This is a genomic window from Streptomyces sp. NPDC048257 (assembly GCF_043201855.1).
In the GTDB taxonomy this organism is placed as follows: domain Bacteria; phylum Actinomycetota; class Actinomycetes; order Streptomycetales; family Streptomycetaceae; genus Streptomyces.
Map to the genome: position 1 here is coordinate 105,670 of NZ_JBICZI010000021.1, position 21,426 is coordinate 127,095.

At 73.8% G+C, this 21,426-nt stretch carries 24 protein-coding genes; 14 read left to right on the plus strand and 10 right to left on the minus strand.

Annotated features, from left to right (window positions below; translation table 11 throughout):
- Positions 1 to 16 precede the first annotated feature (16 nt).
- From ACGFZK_RS29665 to ACGFZK_RS29685, 5 genes are all read left to right on the plus strand, one after another.
- Positions 17 to 1,744 carry a lipid II flippase MurJ gene (locus tag ACGFZK_RS29665; RefSeq protein WP_393851954.1) on the plus strand — a complete coding sequence of 576 codons (1,728 nt, stop codon included), beginning with the start codon at positions 17 to 19 and terminating at the stop codon, positions 1,742 to 1,744.
- Positions 1,734 to 2,510, plus strand: coding sequence for a polysaccharide deacetylase family protein (locus ACGFZK_RS29670; protein WP_393851926.1), 777 nt, complete (start codon positions 1,734 to 1,736; stop codon positions 2,508 to 2,510). Before ACGFZK_RS29665 ends, ACGFZK_RS29670 begins: the two co-directional genes overlap by 11 nt.
- Positions 2,507 to 3,766, plus strand: a complete 1,260-nt coding sequence (locus ACGFZK_RS29675) for a glycosyltransferase (protein WP_393851927.1) — start codon at positions 2,507 to 2,509, stop codon at positions 3,764 to 3,766. Before ACGFZK_RS29670 ends, ACGFZK_RS29675 begins: the two co-directional genes overlap by 4 nt.
- 70 nt (positions 3,767 to 3,836) lie before the next feature.
- Positions 3,837 to 4,661 carry a lipopolysaccharide biosynthesis protein gene (locus ACGFZK_RS29680; RefSeq protein ID WP_393851928.1) on the plus strand — a complete coding sequence of 275 codons (825 nt, stop codon included), beginning with the start codon at positions 3,837 to 3,839 and terminating at the stop codon, positions 4,659 to 4,661.
- Positions 4,658 to 5,800, plus strand: coding sequence for a GNAT family N-acetyltransferase (locus ACGFZK_RS29685; RefSeq protein WP_393851929.1), 1,143 nt, complete (start codon positions 4,658 to 4,660; stop codon positions 5,798 to 5,800). The genes ACGFZK_RS29680 and ACGFZK_RS29685 overlap by 4 nt, the downstream gene beginning before the upstream one ends.
- A gap of 5 nt (positions 5,801 to 5,805) precedes the next feature.
- On the opposite strand, the gene ACGFZK_RS29690 is transcribed toward ACGFZK_RS29685, so the two are convergent.
- Both ACGFZK_RS29690 and ACGFZK_RS29695 read right to left on the minus strand, forming a co-directional pair.
- Positions 5,806 to 7,329, minus strand: coding sequence for a glycoside hydrolase family 26 protein (locus ACGFZK_RS29690; RefSeq protein WP_393851930.1), 1,524 nt, complete (start codon positions 7,327 to 7,329; stop codon positions 5,806 to 5,808).
- Between the two features lie 51 nt (positions 7,330 to 7,380).
- Positions 7,381 to 7,596 (minus strand): hypothetical protein, encoded by a 216-nt coding sequence (locus tag ACGFZK_RS29695; RefSeq protein ID WP_393851931.1) that lies wholly within the window; start codon positions 7,594 to 7,596, stop codon positions 7,381 to 7,383.
- A gap of 27 nt (positions 7,597 to 7,623) precedes the next feature.
- Here ACGFZK_RS29695 and ACGFZK_RS29700 point away from each other — a divergent pair, with 27 nt between their 5' ends.
- The 5 genes from ACGFZK_RS29700 to ACGFZK_RS29720 all read left to right on the plus strand — a co-directional run bounded on the left by ACGFZK_RS29700 (position 7,624) and on the right by ACGFZK_RS29720 (position 12,944).
- Entirely contained in the window at positions 7,624 to 8,928 is a 1,305-nt protein-coding gene (locus tag ACGFZK_RS29700) for an ATP-grasp domain-containing protein (protein ID WP_393851932.1), read from the plus strand.
- A gap of 67 nt (positions 8,929 to 8,995) precedes the next feature.
- Complete coding sequence (locus tag ACGFZK_RS29705; protein WP_393851955.1) at positions 8,996 to 10,297, plus strand: NAD(P)-binding domain-containing protein; 1,302 nt, start codon at positions 8,996 to 8,998, stop codon at positions 10,295 to 10,297.
- Positions 10,298 to 10,320: 23 nt separating this feature from the next.
- Positions 10,321 to 10,605, plus strand: a complete 285-nt coding sequence (locus tag ACGFZK_RS29710; RefSeq protein ID WP_393851933.1) for a hypothetical protein — start codon at positions 10,321 to 10,323, stop codon at positions 10,603 to 10,605.
- 12 nt (positions 10,606 to 10,617) lie between these two features.
- Positions 10,618 to 12,705: a SpoIIE family protein phosphatase gene (locus ACGFZK_RS29715; protein ID WP_393851934.1), complete on the plus strand. Its 2,088-nt coding sequence runs from the start codon at positions 10,618 to 10,620 to the stop codon at positions 12,703 to 12,705.
- 71 nt (positions 12,706 to 12,776) lie between these two features.
- Entirely contained in the window at positions 12,777 to 12,944 is a 168-nt protein-coding gene (locus tag ACGFZK_RS29720; RefSeq protein WP_393851935.1) for a hypothetical protein, read from the plus strand.
- 44 nt (positions 12,945 to 12,988) lie between these two features.
- On the opposite strand, the gene ACGFZK_RS29725 is transcribed toward ACGFZK_RS29720, so the two are convergent.
- The gene (locus ACGFZK_RS29725) at positions 12,989 to 13,429 is read right to left on the minus strand and encodes a DUF6299 family protein (protein WP_393851936.1); all 441 of its coding nucleotides are present in this window, start codon (positions 13,427 to 13,429) and stop codon (positions 12,989 to 12,991) included.
- 155 nt (positions 13,430 to 13,584) lie between these two features.
- Between ACGFZK_RS29725 and ACGFZK_RS29730 the strand changes: the two genes are divergently transcribed.
- On the plus strand, positions 13,585 to 14,199 hold the full coding sequence (locus tag ACGFZK_RS29730) for a hypothetical protein (protein ID WP_393851937.1): 615 nt from the start codon (positions 13,585 to 13,587) through the stop codon (positions 14,197 to 14,199).
- Between the two features lie 56 nt (positions 14,200 to 14,255).
- The gene (locus ACGFZK_RS29735; RefSeq protein WP_393851938.1) at positions 14,256 to 14,750 is read left to right on the plus strand and encodes a DUF5949 family protein; all 495 of its coding nucleotides are present in this window, start codon (positions 14,256 to 14,258) and stop codon (positions 14,748 to 14,750) included.
- A gap of 133 nt (positions 14,751 to 14,883) precedes the next feature.
- Here ACGFZK_RS29735 and ACGFZK_RS29740 read toward each other — a convergent pair whose 3' ends face one another.
- Positions 14,884 to 16,131: a cytochrome P450 gene (locus ACGFZK_RS29740; RefSeq protein ID WP_393851939.1), complete on the minus strand. Its 1,248-nt coding sequence runs from the start codon at positions 16,129 to 16,131 to the stop codon at positions 14,884 to 14,886.
- A gap of 75 nt (positions 16,132 to 16,206) precedes the next feature.
- A complete protein-coding gene (locus ACGFZK_RS29745) occupies positions 16,207 to 17,358 on the minus strand; it encodes a low temperature requirement protein A (RefSeq protein ID WP_393851940.1) in 1,152 nt (383 codons plus the stop codon).
- Positions 17,359 to 17,509: 151 nt separating this feature from the next.
- Between ACGFZK_RS29745 and ACGFZK_RS29750 the strand changes: the two genes are divergently transcribed.
- Positions 17,510 to 18,007 (plus strand): hypothetical protein, encoded by a 498-nt coding sequence (locus ACGFZK_RS29750; RefSeq protein WP_393851941.1) that lies wholly within the window; start codon positions 17,510 to 17,512, stop codon positions 18,005 to 18,007.
- 52 nt (positions 18,008 to 18,059) lie between these two features.
- Positions 18,060 to 18,266: a hypothetical protein gene (locus tag ACGFZK_RS29755; RefSeq protein WP_393851942.1), complete on the plus strand. Its 207-nt coding sequence runs from the start codon at positions 18,060 to 18,062 to the stop codon at positions 18,264 to 18,266.
- A 22-nt stretch (positions 18,267 to 18,288) separates the two neighbouring features.
- On the opposite strand, the gene mscL is transcribed toward ACGFZK_RS29755, so the two are convergent.
- The 5 genes from mscL to ACGFZK_RS29780 all read right to left on the minus strand — a co-directional run bounded on the left by mscL (position 18,289) and on the right by ACGFZK_RS29780 (position 21,238).
- Positions 18,289 to 18,780 carry a large conductance mechanosensitive channel protein MscL gene (mscL, locus tag ACGFZK_RS29760; RefSeq protein WP_393851943.1) on the minus strand — a complete coding sequence of 164 codons (492 nt, stop codon included), beginning with the start codon at positions 18,778 to 18,780 and terminating at the stop codon, positions 18,289 to 18,291.
- 123 nt (positions 18,781 to 18,903) lie between these two features.
- Positions 18,904 to 19,428: a hypothetical protein gene (locus ACGFZK_RS29765; RefSeq protein ID WP_393851944.1), complete on the minus strand. Its 525-nt coding sequence runs from the start codon at positions 19,426 to 19,428 to the stop codon at positions 18,904 to 18,906.
- Between the two features lie 139 nt (positions 19,429 to 19,567).
- Positions 19,568 to 20,275: an orotidine-5'-phosphate decarboxylase gene (pyrF, locus tag ACGFZK_RS29770; protein WP_393851945.1), complete on the minus strand. Its 708-nt coding sequence runs from the start codon at positions 20,273 to 20,275 to the stop codon at positions 19,568 to 19,570.
- Positions 20,276 to 20,291: 16 nt separating this feature from the next.
- The gene (locus ACGFZK_RS29775; RefSeq protein ID WP_393851946.1) at positions 20,292 to 20,852 is read right to left on the minus strand and encodes a carboxymuconolactone decarboxylase family protein; all 561 of its coding nucleotides are present in this window, start codon (positions 20,850 to 20,852) and stop codon (positions 20,292 to 20,294) included.
- A gap of 86 nt (positions 20,853 to 20,938) precedes the next feature.
- On the minus strand, positions 20,939 to 21,238 hold the full coding sequence (locus ACGFZK_RS29780) for a hypothetical protein (protein ID WP_393851947.1): 300 nt from the start codon (positions 21,236 to 21,238) through the stop codon (positions 20,939 to 20,941).
- Positions 21,239 to 21,426: the final 188 nt, after the last annotated feature.

Genomic DNA, 21,426 nt, shown 5'->3' on the forward strand with positions numbered 1-21,426 from the left:
GCGGGCCGGGAGCCGGCTGCGCCGGCCCGGTCGCGCGGGCGAGCCTTCGGCCACCCCCGGCGGGAGCCGACCGGCGGCGGGCGAGCCATCCGGATCCGCCACCCCCGGCGGGAGCCGAACCGGCGGGAGCCGAACCGGCGGGAGCCAGCCGCTCGGGCGGTTCCTGGCCAAGGCCGCCGCCGTCACCGCCGGACTCACCGCCGCCGGGGCCGTGTTCGGGCTGGTGCGGGACCAGACCATCGCGCACCTCTTCGGGGCCGGGCACGACAGCGACGCCTTCCTGATCGCCTGGACCGTGCCCGAGATGGCCTCGACGCTGCTCATCGAGGACGCCATGGCGCTGCTGATGGTGCCCGCCTTCAGCCATGCCCTGGCCCGGCGGGCCGCCAGCAGGGCCGGGCTCACCCGCAGGGAGGCCCGCGCCCAGGACCCCGTACGGCTCCTGGTGGGGGCGACCCTGCCACGGCTCGTCGTGCTCCTGGCCGCCGTCGCCACCCTGCTCGTCGTGGCCGCCCCGGCCGTCGTCGCCGTGCTCGCCCCCGGTCTGCCCGACCCCCGGCTGGCCATCGAGTGCACCCGGCTCACCGCGCTGACCGTGCTCTCCTTCGGCATCGCCGGATACTTCAGCGCGGCACTGCGCGCGCACCGGTCCTTCCTCCCGCCCGCCGCGATCTACGTGTCGTACAACGTCGGCATCATCGGCACGATGGTGGCCCTGCACGCCCTGTGGGGCGTCCGGGCCGCCGCCGCGGGCGTCGCCGTCGGCGGACTGCTGATGGCGCTCGTCCAACTGCCCGCCTTCATCCGGAACGTGGGCTTCGGCCCGCCCCGCGCCAAGGGCGCCCCGCGCAGCCAGCGCGACCGGGACCGTCCCACCCTCATCGCCTTCGGGGTCATCGCCCCCGTGATCTTCTTCGCCGTGTTCCGGCAGTCGCAGGTGCTCGTCGAGAGGTTCCTGGCCGCCTCGCTGCCGTCCGGGGCGATCTCGCACCTCAACTACGCGCAGAAGGTCGCGCAGATGCCGATGGTGCTCTCCCTGATGATCTGCACCGTCACCTTCCCCGTCGTCGCCCAGGCCATGGCCGGGGGAGAGCTGGAGAAGGCCCGGCGGCGGGTGGAGCAGGACCTCGCGCTGGCCTCGCTCGCCGTCCTGATGGGCACCGCCCTCGTCGTCGGCTACGCGCCCCAGATCATCCAGGTCCTCTTCGAGCGCGGCGCCTTCACCCACCAGGACACCCTCGCCACCGCCTCCGTCATGCGGGTCTACGCCCTCGGACTCCTCGGCCACTGCCTCGTCGGCGCACTGTCCCGGCCCTTCTTCTCGACCGCCCGGCCCACCTGGTTCCCGGCGTTCGCGATGGGTGCCGGGCTGCTCGTCAACATCGTGGCCGGAGCCTTCGCCGTCGGCTGGTGGGGCACCTACGGGATCGCCGCCGCCAACGCCGCCGGCATCACCACCACCGCCGTCCTGCTGCTCACCGGCCTCGGCTCCCGGATCATCGCCATCCAGGTCCGCCGGGTCGCCGTCAGCATCGGCCGGCTCGCCGTCGCCGCCGTCGCCGCCGGCGCCACCGGCTGGATCGCCGGCCCGATGATCCCCGATCCGAAGCTGAGCGCCGCCCTCGGCTGCCTGCTGGTCCCGGCCATGTTCGGAGCCACCGGCACGGCCATACGCGCCCTCGAAGTCACCGCCCTGCCCGGTCAGATCTCCCAGCTCACGCAGAGGTTCCGCAATGTCCGCTGACACCGACACGGCCCCCGCCGCCGTGGTGGTCCCCGCCCGCCGGGCCGCTTCGCCGTGGGTCCTGATGTACCACTCGGTCGCCGAGTTCACCGACCCCGCGGAGGACCCGTACGGCATCACCGTCACCCCGCTCGCCCTGGAGGCCCAGCTGCTGTGGCTGCGCTCCCGCGGCCTGCGCGGGGTATCCGTCGGCGAGCTGCTGCGGGCTCGCGCGGCAGGGGGCGGAGCCGGACTGGTCGGGCTGACCTTCGACGACGGCTACACCGACTTCCTGTCGCACGCCCTGCCCCTGCTGCACCGCTACGACTGCACCTCCACCCTCTTCGTACTGCCCGGGCGGCTCGGCGTGGACAACGTGTGGGACCCGCTGGGCCCGCGCAAGTCCCTGCTCACCGCCGAGGGCATCCGCGAAGTCGCCGACGCCGGACAGGAGATCGGCTCGCACGGGCTGCTCCACCAGGACCTCACCGCGACCGCCGACGACGTGCTCCAGCAGGAGCTGCGGGGCAGCCGTGACCTGCTGCGCGAGCTGACCGGAACCCTGCCCGAAGGGTTCTGCTACCCGTACGGGCACCTCGACGCCCGTGTCGTCGGCGCCACGCGCGCCGCCGGTTACGGCTACGCCTGTGCCATCGACCCGGGACGGCTCGCCGGCCCGCACGCACTGCCGCGTACGCACGTCAGCCAGGCCGACGGCGGTGCCCGGCTGCGGATCAAGCAGCTCCGCCACCAGGTGCGGGAGCTGCGGCGGGGAGTGCAGCGGTGAAGACGCTCGAGTCGGTCAAGGCCCTGCACATCATCACCGGGCTCGGCGTCGGCGGCGCCGAGCAGCAACTGCGGCTGCTGCTGCGCCACATGCCCATGCGCTGCGACGTACTGACGCTGACCAACCCCGGCCCGGTGGCCGAGGGGCTGCGCTCCGACGGGGTCCGGGTCGTGCACCTCGGGATGCGGGGCAACCGCGACCTGGGGGCGCTGCCCCGGCTGGTGAAGTTCATCCGCCGCGGCCGGTACGACCTCGTACACACGCACCTGTACCGGGCCTGCGTCTACGGGCGCCTCGCAGCCCGGCTCGCGGGCACGGGGGCGACCGTGGCCACCGAACACTCCCTCGGCGAGGGCGAGATCGAGGGCAGGCCGCTGTCGCGCGGCGTCCGCACCCTCTACCTGGCCAGTGAACGCCTCGGCGCGGCGACGGTGGCCGTGTCGGACACCGTGGCCGCCCGGCTGGAGGGGTGGGGGGTGCCGGCCGCCCGGGTGCACGTCGTACCCAACGGGATCGAGGCGGTCCGCTTCCGCTTCGACGAGGGCGTCCGGCGGGCCACCCGGGCCCGCACCGGGCTGCCCGAGCGGGCCTTCGTGGTCGGCGGGGTCGGCCGGCTGGTCCCGGGCAAGCGGTTCGACGTCCTGGTGCGGGCCGTGGCCGCGCTGCCGGGGGCTCACCTGCTGCTGGCCGGGGACGGACCGGAGCGGGCCGGCCTGCGGCGGCTGGCCGCCGAGCTCGGCGCGCAGAGCCGGATCCACCTGCTGGGGGAGCGGGACCCGCTGGGCGACAGCGCGGACGGCCGTACCCCCGGGATTCCGGCGCTGCTGGCCGCCATGGACGTCTTCGTGTCCCCGTCGCGGGAGGAGGCCTTCGGGCTCGCCGTCGTCGAGGCCCTGGCCGCCGGACTCCCCGTGCTGCACGTGACCTGCCCGGCCATCGACGACCTGCCCGCCGCGCAGGCCCCCGGGGCCCGCCGCATCGGCACCGGCACGGAGGAACTGGTCGCGGCGCTGCGCGGTCACATGGAGGCGGGCGCGCGCCGGCTGCCCCCTCCGCCGGTGGTCCGCCGCTACGACATCGCCCGCAGCGCGCGGCAGCTGCTGGACGTGTACGACCTCGCCCTCTCGGCGGCCCCGGGCGCCGGCGGGGCGGTCCGGGGCGGCACCGCCGCGCCCGCAGCCGGGGCCGCGACCGTCGTCGGTGCCCGGCGCGAGCAGGCCGGCCCCGGACCGGCGGAGCCGAACGGCACCGGCTGATCCCTCCCCTCCCGACGGGTCCCGACGGGACCCGCAGGAACTCCCCTCCACCCAGGAAGCGAGCACGTTCATGGCCGATACCGCCGACCAGAAGAAGTCCGAGAAGAAGGCCGAGAACCGGCCCGAGGGCCGGTCCGAGGGCCGGTCCGAGAGCCGGGCCGAGCGGAAGCAGGAGCGGAAGCCGGACCACCGGTCCGAGCGGAAGCCGCGCCGCCGCAGGCTCTCACCGCCCCTGTGGTGGCCGCTGCCCGCCTGCGCCCTGCTGGGCCTGGCCGCGGGCGGCGCCTACGGAGTGCTCAAGGCCCCCGAGTACGCCGCCACCAGCTATGTCGTCGCCGTCCCCGACGACACCACCGAGCCGGCCACCGCCCTCGGCTTCGCCCAGGCCTACGCCCGTATCGCGACCAGCAGTTCCACCCTCGCCTACGCCCAGCCGCGCGCGGGCATCGGCGCCCGGCAGCTGCGCACCCAGGTACGGGCCGAGACCTCCCCCGAGTCCCCGATGATCGCCATCACGGGTACCTCGAAGAGCCCCGCCGAGGCCGCCGACATCGCGAACGCGGTTGCCGACGCCCTGTCCCTGAGCAGCAATCAGGCCGCCAAGAACACCGGTGTCCAGCTGCTCCTCTTCAACCAGGCGGTCGCCCCGTCCGAGCCGGCCTCCCCGTCCGCCGCCATCAGCGGCGCCGTCGGGATGTGCGCCGGCGGACTGCTGGGCGGCCTGTGGCTGCTCGCCCGGCCGGGCCGCTCGCGGCGCTCCGGGGAGAGCGCGGCCGATTCCGCGGCAGCCGAGTCCCCGGCGGAGACCGCGGTCGAGTCCCCGGTCGAGGAGTACGCCTCGCTGCCCGCCCAGGGTGAGCCCACCTCGGCCAAGGAGAAGGAGTCCGTTCGATGACTTCGGGCTCCGCCGGGGCCCTGTCGGTGACGCTGTGCCGCGACCCCCGGCAGTTCGCCGCGCTGGAGGAGTCGTGGAACGCACTGTTCCGCGGCTGCCCCACCGCCACCCCCTTCCAGAGTCACGCCTGGCTTCACTCCTGGTGGCTCTCGTACGGCAAGGACGGCCGGCTCCGGATCGTCCTCGTCCGGCGCGGCGAGGAGCTCATCGGCGTGGCCCCGCTGATGCTCGTCCACCGGCCGATGCCCCTGCTGGTGCCGCTCGGCGGCCCCATCACCGACTACTTCGACGTGCTGGTGGCCGCGGAGCACGCAGACCAGGCCGTCCCGGCGCTGGCCCGCGGGCTGCACCGGGCCGCCCGCGGCGCCGTCGTGGACCTGCGGGAGGTACGTCCCGGAGCGGCCGCTGAGGAGTTGTACCGGCAGTGGCCCGGGGTCTCCAGCAAGCTCACCGACTCCACGTGCATGGAGCTGCCCACGCTGCCGTTCGACGAGCTGGTCAAGCGGATGCCGGCCTCCGGCGCCCAGCGGGTACGGGCCAAACTGCGCAAGACCGACGCGGCCGGGATCGAGGAGCACGAGGTCACCGAGCACGAGGTGCCGCGCGCGGTACGGACCCTGCTGCGGCTGCACGAGAAGCAGTGGCGCGGCCGTGGGGTGACCCCCGAGCACCTGCGGCCCCGTTTCGCCGAGCACCTCACCCGGGCCACCCGGCGGATGGTGCGGGCCGGGGAGAGCCGGCTGACGGAGTTCCGGCTGGACGGCAAGGTGGTGGCGGCCAACGTCACCCTGCTGTCGGCCGGGCTCAGCGGCGGCTACCTGTACGGGGCCGACCCGGACCTGCGCACCCGGAAGGTGGACGTGGCGACGCTGCTGCTGCGCTACGAGGCCGGGCGGGCCCTCGCCGAGGGCCGGCCGGTGGTGAGCTTCCTGCGCGGCAACGAGCCGTACAAGAACCACTGGCGGCCCGAGACGGTCGTCAACCAGCGCTTCCTGCTGGCCACGACGGCGCTCGCGCCCCTGCTGCGCGTACACGAGTCGCAGGTCACGGGGCGCGAGCGCGCGGTGGACGCACTGCGGGAGGCGCTGCCGGCCGCCAGGGACTGGCGGGCGCGGCTCAACGAACTGCGGGTGCGATGACCCGGCTAGAAGGGCCAGAAGCCGGAGTCCTTGCGGAAGTCCAGCTTGAAGCAGACCGACTGGGTGCCGACCAGCTTGGAGAGCCACTCGCCGAAGTTCAGCGGCACGCACCAGTGCTGGCTGTTGACCGGTGGCGTCGTCGGCTGCGGCAGGGGCTTCGGCGGCGTGGGCTGGGGCTTCGGCACGACCGGGGTCGGGGTCGGGGTGACGGGCGAGGGCTTGGGCACCACGGGCGAGGGCCTCGGGACCCCGGGCGTCGGGACCGCCGGGCTGGGTGTGACCGGCAGCGGGACCTCCGGGCTCGGGGTGACCGGCGTCGGGACCTCCGGGCTGGGGACCACGGGCGAGGGCTTGGGGACCTCCGGCGTCGGGACCTGCGGAGTCGGAACCACGGGGGTCGGGACCACGGGGGTCGGGACCTGCGGGGTCGGGACCGCGGGGGTCGGGACCTGCGGGGTCGGCACGACCGGCGTGGGCACCACGGGGGTCGGGACCACCGGGGTCGGGACCACGGGCGTGGGCACCACCGGGGTCGGGACCACCGGACCGGGCCGCTCGGGCGTCAGCGCGTCGCGGAAGGCCTTCGCGGACTCCGGGTTGTCCTTGCACTGCCACACGCCGTGCGGGCAGTAGTCGCTGATGGTGTGGTAGAGCGGCCTGTGCTGCTCGATCCACTTCAGCATGCGCCGCATGTACTCCGGATTGTCCCCGCGCCGGAACAGCCCCCACTCCGGGTAGGAGATCGACTTCCCGTGTGCTTTCGCGAAGTCGACCTGCCGCTGGAGTCCGTACGGCTGGGTGATCTGGTCGTCGAAGGTCTGGCCGGGAGCCTGGTCGTACGAATCCATTCCGATGATGTCGACCACGTCGTCGCCGGGGTAGCACTTCGTCCAGCCGATCGCGTCCGTACCCCTGTTCGGCGTGAAGTCGAACGTGAACTTCTGCCCGGGTACCGAGCGCATCGCCTTGACGATGCGCCTCCAGTACAACTTCCAGTTCTTGGGGTCCGGTGCGCAGCGGTGCGTGTACGTGGTGCCGTTCATCTCCCAGCCGAGCACGATCACCGTGTCCGGAACCCCCAGCGACACGAGCCGCTCGGCGAGCCGCCGGAAGTGCAGGTCGTACTGGCCCTCCGCGCCCGCCCTGATCAGCTGGGCCACCTGGTAGTCGGGGATGCGGTTCTCGTTGCGCTCCTGCATGGGCACGTTGAGGACGAACATCCGGTCGTCCTCGTCCCGGCGCCACTCCGCCCAGTCCGCCAGGAACGAGACCCGGCCCTCGATGCCCGCCCACTGGTCACCGGGCAGATAGGTGTGAGCGACCCGGATCTCCTTGCCGCCGAGCCAGCGCGACAGGTGCGGGATCCGGGCCACCCCGGGCGTGCCGTAGTGGAGGTAGGCGCCCATGGCGATGTCGGAGCCCTCCGGCCGGTCGTCCTCGGGCGCTGCGAGCGCGGCTCCGGTGGCCAGCAGTCCGGCCGTGACCGTACCGATGCAGGTGCTCGCCAGTCGGCGGCGTGGTGTGGGCATGGCGTCTCCCGAGCTTTCCTGAATCGGTGTGCTTACCAAAGACGTTAGGCATCAGATCTGACGAATGGCCTGTTCGGTGCCCGCCGCGTAGGCCATTAGCAGGTGCACACCACCCCCGCTTGGTCCGACTAGGTGAAAGACACCGTTGCCATGCACGCGCATCTCAGCCATGTGCCCGCCGTTGTGCTCAGACTCGATCGGAATCCGTTCCACCACGGAACCCTCGGCGCCGTCAGATCCCTTGGCCGCAAGGGCGTGGAGGTCCATGCCGTCGTCGAGGCCGGGGGAGGTCCCATGGGGCGTTCGCGTTACCTGCGCGCCGTGCATCCCGGGCCGGTGGGCGGCCTGGACCCCGAGGCGCCCGAGGCGTTGCTGGAGTGCCTGACCGGGGTCTCGGAGCGGATCGGCCGGCCGGCCGTGCTCATCGCCATGGACGACCTGAGCGCGATCGCCGTGTCCCGGGTCGCGCCGATGCTCCGCGAGCGTTTCCGGATTCCCCATCAGCCCGACAACCTGCCCGCCCGGGTGGCCGACAAGGCCGAGCTGTCGCGGCTCTGCGCGCGGTGGGACGTCCCGCACCCGGAGACCGTGATCCCGGCGAGCGGGGCGGAGGCGGCCGAGGCGGCCTGGCGGCTCGGCCTGCCGGTGGTCGCCAAGTGGAGCCGGCCCTGGCTGCTGCCCGCGGGGGCCGACGGGCTGCGCAGCACCATGCTCGTGCACACCACCGCCGAGGCGCGCCGGCTCTACGAGCGCTCCGCCGAGGCCGGGAGCCGGCTGCTGCTCCAGCGGTTCCTGCCGGCCGGGCCTGACACCGACTGGTTCTTCCACGGGGCCTTCGCGCACGGCGGGCGTCCGCTGCTCGCGGGCTCGGGCCGCAAGGAGCTGTCCTGGCCGGTACGCACGGGGCTGACGGCCGTGGGGCGCTGGCTGCCGGATCCGGCGGTGGAGGAGGCGGGACTGCGGCTCGCCGAGCGGCTCGGCTACCAGGGGATCCTGGACCTGGACTTCCGCCGTGACGAACGGGGTTGCTTCCGGCTGGTGGACTTCAACCCCCGGCCGGGCGCGCAGTTCCGGCTGTTCGCGGATGCGGCCGGGCTGGACGTCGTACAGGCGATGTACCTGGATCTGACGGGCCAGCAGGTGCCGCGGCCCTCGGGCGGACCGGGCCGGGTGTTCGTCGCGGAGAACTACGCGCTGCTGGCGGCGGTCCGGGGCGGGTCGCTGCCGCGCCGCCCGGCGGCGGGCCCCGCGGATCCGGCCGGGACGCCGGCGGCGTCGAGGTCGGCGGTGCCGACCTCGTCCCGCGCGCCCGGGGCCGGGCGGGCCGCCGAGCGCGGGCGGGTCGAGACGGCCTGGTTCGCCGCCGACGACCTGCTGCCGTTCCTGGCGATGCTCGGCGCCCTGCTGGGGCGGGGTGCGGGCAAGGGGGTCCGGGCGCTGCGCGGTGTTCCGGAGCAGGGCCGCCGCACGGCGCGCGCGGTCGTCCGTACGCCCCGTCAGCGCGGTCGCAACCCGTCGTCCACCGGCTCGGCCGGATCGGCCTCCCGCCCCCTCCCGCCGGAGGCGTCGGCCGAGCCCGACGAGCTGGTGACCCGTTGAAGGGACCCGGCGCGGCGGACCGGGCCGGGCCGGTGAGCATCGAGCTGGAGGAGCGGCCTTGACGCGGATCGACGATCTCGTGGTGATCGGCGCGGGCCCGTACGGGCTGTCGATCGCCGCCCATGCTGCGGCCGCGGGGCTCGACGTACGGCTGCTGGGGCGGCCCATGGCCTCGTGGCGCGACCACATGCCCGACGGCATGTACCTGAAGTCGGAGCCCTGGTCGTCCAATCTGTCCGCGCCGGACGGGCGGCACACGCTGGCCGATTTCTGCGCGACCCGCGGGATCGTCGCGGAACACGGCACTCCGCTGCCGATCGGCACGTTCAGTGCGTACGGGATGTGGTTCGCCCGGCAGGCCGCGCCCGAGGTGGAGGAGGTGACCGTCCTGGAGGTGACCCCGCAGGGCGACGGCTTCCGCGTGCGCACCGCCGAGGGACCGCCCCTGCTCGCCCGTGCGGTCGCCCTCGCGGTCGGGGTGATGCCCTTCGTCCACCGCCCCGAGGCGTTGCGGGACCTCCCGCCCTCCCACTACTCGCACAGCAGCGGCCACCGGGACCTGAGCCGGTTCGAGGGCCGTGAGGTCGCCGTCCTCGGGGCCGGGCAGGCGGCCCTGGAGACCGCCGCCCTGCTGGCCGAGCAGGGGGCCCGGCCCTGCCTGGTCGCCCGGCGCTCCCGGCTGAACTGGAACACCCTGCCGCAGCCCCTGGAGCGGCCCCCGCTGCGGGCCCTGCGCGATCCGCACAGCGGCCTCGGCACCGGCTGGCGCAGCTGGGTGTGGTCGGAGCTGCCCTGGGCGGTGCGCCGGCTGCCCGCGCCCACCCGGGAGCGGATCGCGGCGACCGCGCTGGGCCCGGCCGGCGCCTGGTGGCTGCGGGACCGCTTCGAGCGGCGCGTCCCGGTCATGCTCGGGCACCGGCTGCACCGGGCGGTGGCGGTGGGCGAGCGGACCCGGCTCGGGCTGACCACCCGGGCGGGGGAGTCCGTGGTGCTGGACACCGCGCACGTGATCGCGGCCACCGGCTTCGTTCCGGAGCTGGCCCGGCTGGAGCTGCTCGACGCGGGTCTGCGGGCCGCCCTGGAGACCGTCGGGGAGAGCGGGGCGCCCGAGCTGGGCCCCGGGTTCGAGTCCTCGTGGCCCGGGCTGTTCTTCGCGGGGCTGCTGACGGCTCCCTCATTCGGCCCTTCCATGCGATTCGTGCACGGCGCGGGCTTCACGGCGGGGAGACTGGTGAGAGGAGTCCGCAAGCGCCTCGGTGCCCGGGGTCCGCGGCCGGGCGCGCCCGGCGTCGCCCGGCCGGACCGGGCTGCTTCCCCCGGAGACGTTCCGGGGGTACCCCCGGAGCATCCGAAGACGTATTTGCGGTGAGACCGCGGTGAGAGGGGTCCGTGATGAGCGCGGAGCGAGCGCAGGGTCGCGGCTGGGTACGCATTCCCGCCAGCCGCGGGGAACAGCCCGCGAGGGCCAGGTCGGCCGGGTACGACCGGGCCGCCCCGTACGGGGGGCCGTACGCGGGCCAGTACGGCGGCCAGTACGCGGCGGGCCCGCACGGCGACCAGCCCACGATCTACCTCTCCGTGGTCAGGCGCTGGCAGGAGGCTGGGCGCACCCTTCCGGGGCATCCTGACGAGGAGTGGGAGCGGCTGATCTCCCAGCCGTGCTGGCCCGGCCGTTAGGGGGTGGGGAAGGTGACAGCGGCGGAACGCGACGGACCCGAGCCGGCCCGGCCGTCCCCCCTGACCGTGCCCGAAGAGCGGTTCGCGCTCAACGGCATGGGCAGCCTGGAGTGGGACCTGGGTGCCGGGACGGTGGTGCTGGACGAGGCCGCGATGGAGGTCTTCGACCTCGCGCCGGAGGAGTTCGACGGCACCGCGCCCGGTGTGGCGCTGCGCATCCCGCCCGAGGACGGCGACCGGCTGACCGAGATCATCGAAGGTGTCCTGGCGGGCGGCGGGGACACGTACGGCGCGTACTTCACGGTGCAGCGGCGTGACGGCCGGGACCAGTGGACGCACACCTCGGGACGGGTGCTCCGGGACGGCGCGGGGCAGCCGGAGCGGATCGTGGGGATCGTCCGGGACGCGACGGCGGAGCTGGCCCACGCGACGCTGCTGCGCAAGCTGGAGGCGGCGCGCGCCCAGCAGACGACGATCGTGCAGCGGACCACGGAGGCCCTGTCGCGGGCGGTGACGGTCGACGACGTCACGGCGGCGCTGACCGGGGCGGGCGCGCTGGAGCGGCTCGGTGCGGACGGGCTGGCCCTGGGGCTGGTCGAGGGCGGCACCATCAAGATCATCGCGCTGAGCGGGGAGTCGCTGGAGATCCTCAGCGAGCGCCGGTTCACCCGGATGGACGGCTCGCTGCCGCTGTCGCAGGCGGTGCTCACCCGGCAGGCACGTTTCGTCACCTCGCTCTCCGAGCTCGGCGGCGAGTTCCCGCTGCTGGCGGAGTACCTGAACCGGATCCAGTACGACGCGGCCGCCTACCTGCCGCTGATCGCGCAGGCCAAGGCCATCGGCGGCCTGGTCCTCTTCTACCGGCGGCGCAGCGAGTTCAGCCCCGAGGAACGCAACCTCTGCCTCGGCCTGGCCGGCATCGTGGCCCAGTCCCTCCAGCGGGCGCTCCTCTTCGACCAGGAGCGGGAGTTCGCGACCGGCCTGCAGGCCGCCATGCTGCCGCGCCGGATCCCGGAGATCACCGGCGGGGAGATCGCGGTCCGCTACCACGCGGCCTGGAGCGGGCGGGAGGTGGGCGGGGACTGGTACGACGTGATCGCGCTGCCCCGCGACCGCGTCGGTGTGGTGGTGGGCGACGTCCAGGGCCACGACACGCACGCGGCGGCCATCATGGGCCAGCTGCGGATCGCGCTGCGGGCGTACGCGGGGGAGGGGCACCCGCCGTCCACCGTGCTGGCCCGGGCCTCGCGCTTCCTCGCCGAGCTGGACACCGAGCGCTTCGCCACGTGCATGTACGCGCAGGTGGACCTGGAGACGGGAGGCGTACGGGCGGTCCGCGCGGGCCACCTCGGGCCGCTGATCCGGCACACGGACGGGCGTACGGGCTGGCCCAAGGTGCGCGGCGGGCTGCCGCTCGGGCTGGCTTCGTTCTTCGAGCACGAGGAGTTCCCCGAGACCCGGCTCGACCTGGTCCCCGGCGAGACGCTGGTGCTGTGCACGGACGGCCTGGTGGAGGAGCCGGGCACGACGATCACCGCCGGGATGGACGCCCTCGCCCAGGCGGTGCGCAGCGGCCCGCAGGGCGCCGGCGCGCTGGCCGACCACCTCTCGGACCGGCTCTGGGAGCGCTGGGGCTCCGGGGACGACGTGGCCCTGCTGGTGCTGCGCCGGGCCCCCGACCCGGGCACCCACCGGGCGCCGCGCATCCACCAGTACGTCCACCAGGCCGACCCCGAGGGGCTCTCCGAGGCCCGCTACGCCCTGCGCCAGGCCCTGCGCGACTGGGGCATGCCGGAGCTCGCCGACGACGTGGAGGTCGCGGCCGGGGAACTGCTGGTCAACGCCCTGCTGCACACGGACGGCGGGGCGGTGCTGACGATGGAGGTGCTGCCGGAGCCGGTCCGGCGGATCCGGCTGTGGGTCAAGGACCGCTCCAGCGTGTGGCCGCGGCGGCGCACCCCGGGCGAGGCGGCCACCACGGGGCGCGGGCTGCTGCTGGTGGACGCGCTGGCCACGCACTGGGGTGTGGAGTCCCGCGGCGACGGCAAGGCGGTGTGGTGCGAGTTCGACGCCGGGGGCAGCGCCCGGAGCGCCGGGTGAGCGAACGGTCACCCCGAGTTGTGGGGCGCCGGGGGCCGGGCGATGATGCGAGCCATGGAACGGATCGTGTTGTGCGCGGGCTGACCAAGGCGGCCGTGACGGGCGTCCTGGCCGTGCTCCTGCTCGTGGCCGGGGTGCCGGCCGTCGTGGACTGGGCGACGGGGCGGCCGCACGCGGACCCCGCATGCCAGTCGGTGGCCTTCATGTCGATGACGGACGTCGCCCCCGACTGCCGGTAGCGGCGGCTACCGGCACCGGGTGCGTGCCACGGGCCGCGCACCGCTCAGCTCTCGCGGACCTCGACGTCCTGCGTGTCCTTGGCGACCGTGGTGACCGACCGCGGCATCAGGCCCGAGAGCCGGACCTCCTGGAGCTCGGCGGTGACCACCGCGTGGCCCGGGTGCACGTTCGCGAAGGCGCCGGGCGCGTGGGCGACCCACCGGCGCTCCTGGCCGTCGCAGACGATCTGCTCCGCGCCGATGCTCAGCTGCCCGCCGCCCTCCTGCGCGACGGTCGCCTTGATCTGCATCGCCCCCACGGGTGACGCCTTCTCGCAGTGGTACGTCCCGGAAAGGGTGACGGCGCCGTCCTGGGCGACGTAGGCGTCGTGGTGTACGGAAATACCCTGATCGAAAACGGTGGCACCGGCCGGGGCGGTGAAAAGGGTGGTGGCGGCCAGTGCGGCGAAGGCCGTGAGGGCCATTCGGCGGGCGGACTTGCGCATTCTTCCTCCAGGGGGATCGGACGGCGGGATTCCGCCGGAACGCATTGTGCTGGCAGGTGGGCGTACGCACTTGCTCCGCGTGCTCGTGTCGTTGTGCGCGATTTCCTGCTCGGGGGCGTGAGACTGGCCGAAATACGTCCCAGAAGGGATCCCGCATGCGCCAGTCCGCCTCCTTCGGCCCCGTCTTCGCCCTCCGCCCCGCGCTCGCCGCCACCGCTCTCCTCCCGTTCCTCCTGTTCGGCTCCACGGGCTGCCAGAGCGCCCCCGAGGGAGCGGCGCTCGCCCCGGCCGCCGCGCCCGCGGTCCCGGTGGACGACGGGGCTCCGGGTGCGGAGGTCCCCGTACGGCCCGGCGTGAAGGACGCCCATGTGGGCGACCCCGTACGGGTGCACGGCACCCAGGTCGGCCGGCACCTCCAGGTCGAGCTCGCGGCGTTCGTGGACCCCGCGGTCAGCGTGGAGAAGAACTTCGCCCCGCCCGCCGGGAAGCGCTGGGCGGCCGCCTCGATGTCCTTCGTCAACGTGGGCGGGGCCTCGTACGGGGCGCTCGGTCGCATGTGGGCGCACGACAGCGCGGGGCAGCGTCATCCGGTGGTGAAGACCGGCGAGCTGACGACCGGCAAGCCGATCGTCTTCGATTCCCTGGAGGTGGGTGAGCGGGTCGAGGGGTGGGTGGTGTTCGAAATTCCGGAAAGCGCGCGCATTGTGCGGCTCCAGTATCAGGATGCGAACATGCAGGCGAATTCCGGAGAGGGATTCTGGGCCGTCTAGCCCGCCCGGGTGAAGAGCCGTGAAAGGCTCGGCCGGGAGACCACTAGGGTGCGCGCATGACTTCTACTCAAGCCGAAATCGACCGGTCCCAGCTCGGCACCCTTTCGGTGCTCGCCTGGATCGGAGACCCCGAAGAGGCGCACGACATCCCGTACCTCCTCGCCTACACCCTCGGCGACGGACCCCAGGGCCGGGAGGCCGGCGAGGCGGCCGCCCGCGGGCTGCTGGAGGAGATCGGCCTGCCCATCGGAGACGTGGTCATGGACGGCACCCTCAAGGCGGCCACCTTCCCGGTGCAGATCCTGCTGGAGGGCAACCAGATCGCGCTCACCCTGCCCGGGATGAACGCGCGCTGCACCGCCCCCGACGAGTGGGTCGCCGCGGCGGACGAGAGCGGCCAGGCGTACTTCATCTTCGCCACCCGCGCCTGGCCGGAGGCGGTCCCGGGCCAGCCGGTCGCGCCGGAGACCCTGCAGGCCTTCGCGGGCGACGAGTCGGTGCTCACCAGCAGCGCCCACTGCGTCCTCGCCGTGCGGCGCGTGCAGCGCTAGGGGGTGTCTTGTCGCGCGAGCCCGGCCTGATCGGCACGACACCCCCTAGCCACCGGCCGGGTGCCGCATCCACCTGCTCCGGCCACCGGGCTCCCAGCCTGCCCGGTGGCCGGTCTCCCGTCCGGGGCGGCGGTCAGGGCCGTTCGAAGGAGAACTTCAGCGAGCGGACCCGGTTGTCGAAGTTCGACCCCGCCAGGTCCGGCAGCCCCACCGCCCGCAGGCCGACCGGCCGGGTGAGCAGCTCGCGGAAGAGCGCCTTCATCTCCACCCGGGCCAGGTGCGCGCCCAGGCAGAAGTGCGGACCGCCGCCCCCGAACCCCAGGTGCGGATTGGGCGAGCGGGTGATGACGAAGGCGTCGGGGTCGGGAAAGACCGCCTCGTCGCGGTTGGCGGAGGCGTAGTAGAGGACCACCTTGTCGCCCGGGTGGAACACGTGCCCGTCCATGGTGTGCCCGGAGGCCACGGTCCGGCGGAACTGGATGATCGGCGTCGAGTGACGGATCATCTCGTCGACCGCGCCGTCGGCGTACTTCTCGAAGTCCGAGAGCAGCAGGTCCCGCTGGTCCGGGTGGTCGGTCAGCAGGGTCAGCCCGTGGGTGATCGCGTTACGGGTGGTCTCCACGCCGGCGACCATCAACAGCGAGAAGAAGGCGCCGAGCTGGCGGGCCCCGAGGGCCTGGCCGTCGACGTTCGCGCAGACCAGCGCCGAGATCAGGTCGTCGGTGGGGTGCTTGCGGCGGTCCCGCCCGATGCCCGCCACCATCCGCTGCATCCGGGCCAGGGCGCGCAGACCGCGCCCGGGCATCCGCAGCCGGGAGGCGAGGCCCCGCTCCACACCGATGTTCTCGGAGGCGTGGTTGACGCGGTCGGCGATCTCGGCGCGGTAGTGCTCCGGGATGCCCATCATGTTGCAGATGACCTCCAGGGGCAGCCGGGAGGCCACGGCCGAGACGAACTCGTCGGGCCGCTCGGCCAGTACGTCGTCCACGATCCGGGCGGCCACGGCGTGGATGTCCGCCTCGGCGGCCGCCAGCAGGCGGGGCGTGAAGGCGCGCTGCACGATCTTGCGCAGCTGGGCGTGGTCGGGGCCGTCCAGATTGACCATCGAGTCCCCGAAGAGCGCCCTGACCCAGCGGGCCGGCTCGGGGGTGGTCACGCCGGGGGCGCTGGCGAAGACCTTGGGCAGGCGGCTGGCCTCCTGCACCTGGGCGTGCCGGACGAGGGCCCAGTGGCCGGGGCCTTCGGGGACGAAGACGGGGGAGCCGACGGCCCGCAGGCGGGCGAAGGCGGCGAGGCGGTGGGCGGGGGGCTGCTGCCAGAAGCCGGGCTCGGCCAGTTCCCTGCCGGGGTCTTCGCCGGGGCGTTGTGCGGGGAGTGTCATGGCCTGGAAACGGCGCCGGGGGCGCGGGAGTGACGGTTCGGCGGGGCGCCGTCTGCAGGGGCGGAGCCCGGGAGGTCAACGGGGGCTGGACCTCGTCGACAGGGTCAGGCCGACCGCCACGGTCGCGGTCGACACCAGCCCCGCCCACAGCACCGCGTACGGGCCCGTCCACATACAGGCCAGCACGGCGAGCGCCGCCACCGGCAGGACCAGCTGCTGGGCGAGGCCGCGCTTGAAGTGGCGGGAGTGCAGCAGCCACACCATCAGCAGGAACAGCGCGGCCGGGACCATGACGGCGCCGTTCGCGGCGACCTGGGCGATGTGCGCCTTGCCGACCGCGTGCTCGACGGCCACCTCGATGCCGGCGCCGATCGCCGCGCCCGAGGCGAAGACCAGCAGGTGCCCGTAGCCCCACGGGATGGCCTCGCGGTTGGACGTCAGGTGCTCGTGCATCGGCACGGCGAAGTAGATCCACCACGCGGCGAAGACGATCAGCAGCCCGCCCGCCGCGATGGGCAGCAGCAGGCCGAGGGCCTCGTGCTCGTCGAGCGCCGATTTGACCGCGACCGTGCTCGCGGCGATCGTCTCGCCGAGCACGATGATGGTGAACAGGCCGTACCGCTCCACGATGTGGTGGGCGTGCCAGGGCGTCTGGTGCCCGTGTTCGGCGATCACCGGAACGAGCAGCTCGCAGACGACCAGGACCGGGAACAGCCACCGCTTCGAGTCGTCCGGGGCGAACAGCAGCGCCACCCAGCCGAGCTGGCAGAGCACCAGTCCGGCCGCGTACTTCAGCGCCGCCGTGCGGGCCGTGCCGCTCTCCCCGGAGGCCGCCCGCAGCCACTGCGCCGTCAGCGCGACGCGCATGATGATGTAGCCGACGACGGCGACGGTCCAGTCGTTCTCGTCGAAGGCCTCACCCACCCCTGCCGCGTACACGAGCACGCCGGCGATCTGCACCAGGGTCGCGATCCGGTACGGCACGTCGTCGCAGTCGTAGGCGGACGCGAACCAGGTGAAGTTCATCCAGGCCCACCACACGCCGAAGAAGACGAAGAAGTACCCGATCACCCCGGTGCCGGGATGGCCCTCCGCCAGCGAGTGCACGAGCCGGGCCCCGCACTGCGCGACCGCGACGACGAAGCAGAGGTCGAAGAACAGCTCCAGCGGGGTGGCCGCGCGGTGGTCCTCGTCGCGGCTGCGGGCGGTCATGGGGGAGTAGGCCATACCGGCCAGGAGACCAGAGGGGCCGGTCGTCGGCAGGCCGGACGCGCTGCCGGCGCCGCCCCTGTGCCCCGGGCGGCGGCTGCCGGGGCGGGGTGCCCCCGGCACCGGAGCCTGGACGGGTCAGACCCTTCTCGCAGATCAGGACCACGCGATGAGCTCCGTCACGCAGGAAGTACACAGTCCGCAGATCCCCGGCCCGCTGCCGCTCGCAGATCCGGCGCACTGCCGCCCCGGGCGCAGCATCAGCCGCCCCCTGGTCGGGGTGAACTTCGCGCTGCCGGCCGGCGGGGACCAGGGCAGCTTCTGGGCCTTCTTCATCGGCTTCCTGGCGGCCTTCGCCTTCTCCGGCCTCGGCAACGGCTCGACCTTCCGGCAGATCCCGGTCATCTTCCGGGACCAGCACATGCGGGAGGCCGAGGGCAGGGGCGCCGAGGTGCAGGCCGCGGTCCTGAAGCAGCCGCAGATGGAGGCCGGCGCCGTCACCGGTTTCTCCTCCGCCATCGCCGCCTACGGCTTCTTTTTCATCCCCGCGATGTTCGCGGCCATGGCCGTCACCAACACGCTGTGGCTCTTCATCGGCTTCTGCGCCACCTGCCTGGCGGTGTGCTGGTGGTTCTACGCCCGCAAGGGAGCCGAGGCGCCCAGCTGAGCCGGGCCGGGGGCCGCCGGTCCGGGAGCCGGCCCGGCCGTACCCTGGAGGCATGAGCAGCACCCCCGACCCGCAGCCCGCGCGCCCCGCCGCCGAGGCCGACAGGCCCCGGCCCAAGCCCAGGCTGGTCTTCGACGACCCGCTGGACCAGCAGTCCTCGGACGACACCGACCGCGGCTGGGGCGAGCGGCCGCCCGCCGGCGGAAGCGCGGCCGACCTGGCCCGCTTCCTCGACGAGAAGCCCCCGCACCACATCTGACCGGCCGAGGTGGCCGGATAGGTCAGAACCCGTCGCGTGAACCCGTCGGGCCCGCGCCGTTGCCGCGCTGCGCGACCAAAGCGTCCCGGATCTCCTTGAGGACCTCCAGCTCGGTGATCTCCATGGTCTCCTGAACACCCTGCCGGGCCTTGCGACGGGCCTCCTGCCTGGCGAGGTACTTCGACATCGGCAGCACCATGAGGAAGTACACGACCGCGGCGGTGATCACGAAGGTCAGCGTTGCGTTCAGCACCGAGCCCCAGAGGATCTCGACACCCGTCGGCTGGCCGTTCGCGCCGATGGCGCAAGGGGCCTTGAGGCAGGACTTGTACTCGTCCAGGCTCTGCGTGCCGACCGCGCCCACCACCGGGCTGATGAGCCCCTTGACCACCGAATTCACGATGTTCGTGAACGCGGCGCCGATGACCACGGCCACCGCCAGGTCGACCACGTTGCCGCGCATCAGGAAGGCCTTGAAGCCTGCCAGCACGCTCTCCTTCTTCTTCTCGCTCACCACTGAGCCTTTCTTCACATCTACCCAACACGGAGCCAACGGTTCCGAAAACTACGGCAGTCCAGGCGCGTCGTGTCCAATCGGCCCTCATCCCGAGGTGAACTGACTGACCGTACGTGCGAGTCAGCACAACGTCACCGCCAGTCGCGTCATGGCACCCGCCCCCACGAGAACCCGCGCCGTGTCCCGCGGTACGGACAGCACCACCAGCGCCCCGCCGTCCGCAACACCCCTGTCGGGGTCGGGAACTTCGGAAACCCGCGCCCCCGCCGCCACCACCCGGGGCGGTCCGGTGCGCTCCGCCGCGACCACGTCCACCCGGTCCCCGGGCCGCAGCAGCCGCACCGTCGCCGCGTCCGCGATGCGCACCGGCGCCGACACCATCCGCACCGCCGCCGGTGGGGCCGCAGTCCGAGGGGACCTTACCCCTGGCGGTGCGGCGCCCCGCGAGGCCTGTGCCTCCGTCCCGCCCACCGCCAGGGCCGCCGCCACGACGGCCAGCGCGGCCGAGGCGATCCGCCGCCGGCGCCGCACCGCCCGGCGCAGCCGGTCCCCGCCCCGCCCCACCCGCAGCGGCGGGAACGGCGGGACCGGACGCGCGGGCGGACACGAGGAGGAAGTGGAAAGGAGCGTGGAACAAGGAGACATGACGAACACCACCAGACCGAGTGAGGAGCTGTGCCCGGACCCGGCGCCCGGACACCTCCCACCATCCGGCCTCCCGGAGAGTCCCGCCGGGCCCTGTGGACGATCCCCAGCCTGTGGAAAACCCCGTCACCCGCAGGAGTCACCCGCCGACGCGTACCCGCCGCAGCGCAGCCACCGGATCCGTGGCCCGGGCCACCGACCGCCCCACCACGACGTGCGAGGCCCCGGCCGCGAAGGCGGCCCGGGGAGTCCCCGGCCGGGCGTGACCGCCCGCCGGGTCGTCCGGCCCCAGGGTCACCCCCGGCGTGACGATCAGCCGGTCCGGCCCCAGCAGTTCGCGCAGCACGCCCGCCTCCCGGGGGGAGGCGATGACCCCGTCGCATCCCGCGCCCACCGCCAGCCGCCCCAGCCGCAGCACCTGCTGCTCGGTGTCCGCGTCGACGCCGATGTCCGCGAGGTCGCGACCGGTCATGCTGGTGACCACCGTCAGCGCGAGCACCCGCAGCCGCGGGAATTCCCGGGCCGCCTCCACCGCCGCCGCCATGATCCCCGTACCGCCCATGCTGTGCACGGTCACCATGGACGCGCCCAGCGCGCCGGCGGCCCGGACGGCGCCGGCGACGGAGTTCGGGATCTCGAAGAGCTTCAGGTCGAGGAAGACCTCGCGCCCCTGCTCCACGAGGTCCCGTACGAGTTCGGGGCCCGCGGCGGTCAGCAGCTCCAGGCCGATCTTGTAGAAGCCGCACGCGTCGCCGAGCAGTTCGACGAGCTCCTCGGCGGCCCGGCGGTCGTCGAAGTCGAGGGCGACGATGACCTTGCGGTCGGCGCCCGGGAAGTCCGTGTTCACCCCGCCATTGTCGAGGTCAGCGTTCGGTGGCCGGGGCCCGGCAGGCCTCCGCGAAGCCCTGACCGGTCAGGCCGAAGGCGCTGTTGACGCGCGAGCGCCAGTTCTCCAGCGCGACCATCGCGGTGAGCTCGACGAACGCCTCCTCGCCGAGCCGCGCGATCAGGTCCCGCGCGAGCTCGTCCGTGACCGCCGGCTCGGTCTCCGTCATGGCCTCGGCGTACTCCATGACCAGCAGTTCCAGCTCGGTGAACGCCTCACGGGACTCCCGCCACCGCGGCACCCGCTCGATCTTCTCGGTCGCCAGGCCCAGCTCGTGGCCCTCCCCATAGCCGAAGTCCATGCACCACGAGCAGTTGATGCGGGCCGCCGCCGCCATCACGGCGAGGTGCTTGAGACCGGCGTCGAGCGCCTTCCACTTCGCCGCGCTCTGTTCCAGGCGGACGTAGGAGAGGAGCACGCGCGAGTGGTGCCCGTAGGCCAGGCCGGGGTCGAGCACCTTGCCGTAGGTACGGCGCGAGTACCAGGAGCCGATGCGCATGAGGAGGGTGCGGGGCGGGGTGAGCGAGATACGCGGCATGTCAGTCATCTCCCGGGCAGGGGCGGTGTCGTTTCCGCCTTCACCAGGGAGGACAGGACAGCCGCGGGGAATGTGACAGCCGGCCGCTACGCGCTCTCTTCGCCGCCCGCCGCGGGGGCCATCCCGAGCGCGCCGAGGAGCCGGTCCGTGAGGTCCTCCGCGAAGACCTCGGAGCCGGTGAGGGCGGAGCGGACCGCCCCGGGGTCGGCGGTCAGGCCTGCGGCGGCCGCCCAGCCGAGCGCGCCCGCCAGGGCCGGCTCGACGGGGAACCGGTCGAGGGGTATCTCGTACTCCTCGGCCGTGTCCCGGTTCAGCAGCGCCTTCCAGTGGCCCCCGGCGAAGGTGGCGGCCTCGACGAAGCCGACGTCGCTGTCGAGGTAGGCCACCGTGAGGACCGGCGCCCCGGTCCGCCGCGCCAGCTTCGCCGCGGCGCCGTCGGGGGGGGGGGGGCCGCCCCCGGCCCCCCCCCCCCCCCCCCCCCACCCAACACCCCCCCCCCCCCCCCCCCCGGCGTCCCGCGCGGACCCCCCCACCGCCCACACCCCGGCCAGCGCCACGGTCAAACCCCCCCAAA

Coding starts and splice junctions, on each gene's coding strand:
- ACGFZK_RS29670 (WP_393851926.1), top strand. CDS start 1,734: ATGTCCGCTGACACCGACACGGCCCCCGCCGCCGTGGTGGTCCCCGCC.
- ACGFZK_RS29680 (WP_393851928.1), top strand. CDS start 3,837: ATGGCCGATACCGCCGACCAGAAGAAGTCCGAGAAGAAGGCCGAGAAC.
- ACGFZK_RS29685 (WP_393851929.1), top strand. CDS start 4,658: ATGACTTCGGGCTCCGCCGGGGCCCTGTCGGTGACGCTGTGCCGCGAC.
- ACGFZK_RS29690 (WP_393851930.1), bottom strand. CDS start 7,329: ATGCCCACACCACGCCGCCGACTGGCGAGCACCTGCATCGGTACGGTC.
- ACGFZK_RS29695 (WP_393851931.1), bottom strand. CDS start 7,596: ATGGACCTCCACGCCCTTGCGGCCAAGGGATCTGACGGCGCCGAGGGT.
- ACGFZK_RS29700 (WP_393851932.1), top strand. CDS start 7,624: ATGGGGCGTTCGCGTTACCTGCGCGCCGTGCATCCCGGGCCGGTGGGC.
- ACGFZK_RS29710 (WP_393851933.1), top strand. CDS start 10,321: ATGAGCGCGGAGCGAGCGCAGGGTCGCGGCTGGGTACGCATTCCCGCC.
- ACGFZK_RS29725 (WP_393851936.1), bottom strand. CDS start 13,429: ATGCGCAAGTCCGCCCGCCGAATGGCCCTCACGGCCTTCGCCGCACTG.
- ACGFZK_RS29730 (WP_393851937.1), top strand. CDS start 13,585: ATGCGCCAGTCCGCCTCCTTCGGCCCCGTCTTCGCCCTCCGCCCCGCG.
- ACGFZK_RS29735 (WP_393851938.1), top strand. CDS start 14,256: ATGACTTCTACTCAAGCCGAAATCGACCGGTCCCAGCTCGGCACCCTT.
- ACGFZK_RS29740 (WP_393851939.1), bottom strand. CDS start 16,131: ATGACACTCCCCGCACAACGCCCCGGCGAAGACCCCGGCAGGGAACTG.
- ACGFZK_RS29745 (WP_393851940.1), bottom strand. CDS start 17,358: ATGGCCTACTCCCCCATGACCGCCCGCAGCCGCGACGAGGACCACCGC.
- ACGFZK_RS29750 (WP_393851941.1), top strand. CDS start 17,510: ATGAGCTCCGTCACGCAGGAAGTACACAGTCCGCAGATCCCCGGCCCG.
- ACGFZK_RS29755 (WP_393851942.1), top strand. CDS start 18,060: ATGAGCAGCACCCCCGACCCGCAGCCCGCGCGCCCCGCCGCCGAGGCC.
- ACGFZK_RS29765 (WP_393851944.1), bottom strand. CDS start 19,428: ATGTCTCCTTGTTCCACGCTCCTTTCCACTTCCTCCTCGTGTCCGCCC.
- ACGFZK_RS29775 (WP_393851946.1), bottom strand. CDS start 20,852: ATGCCGCGTATCTCGCTCACCCCGCCCCGCACCCTCCTCATGCGCATC.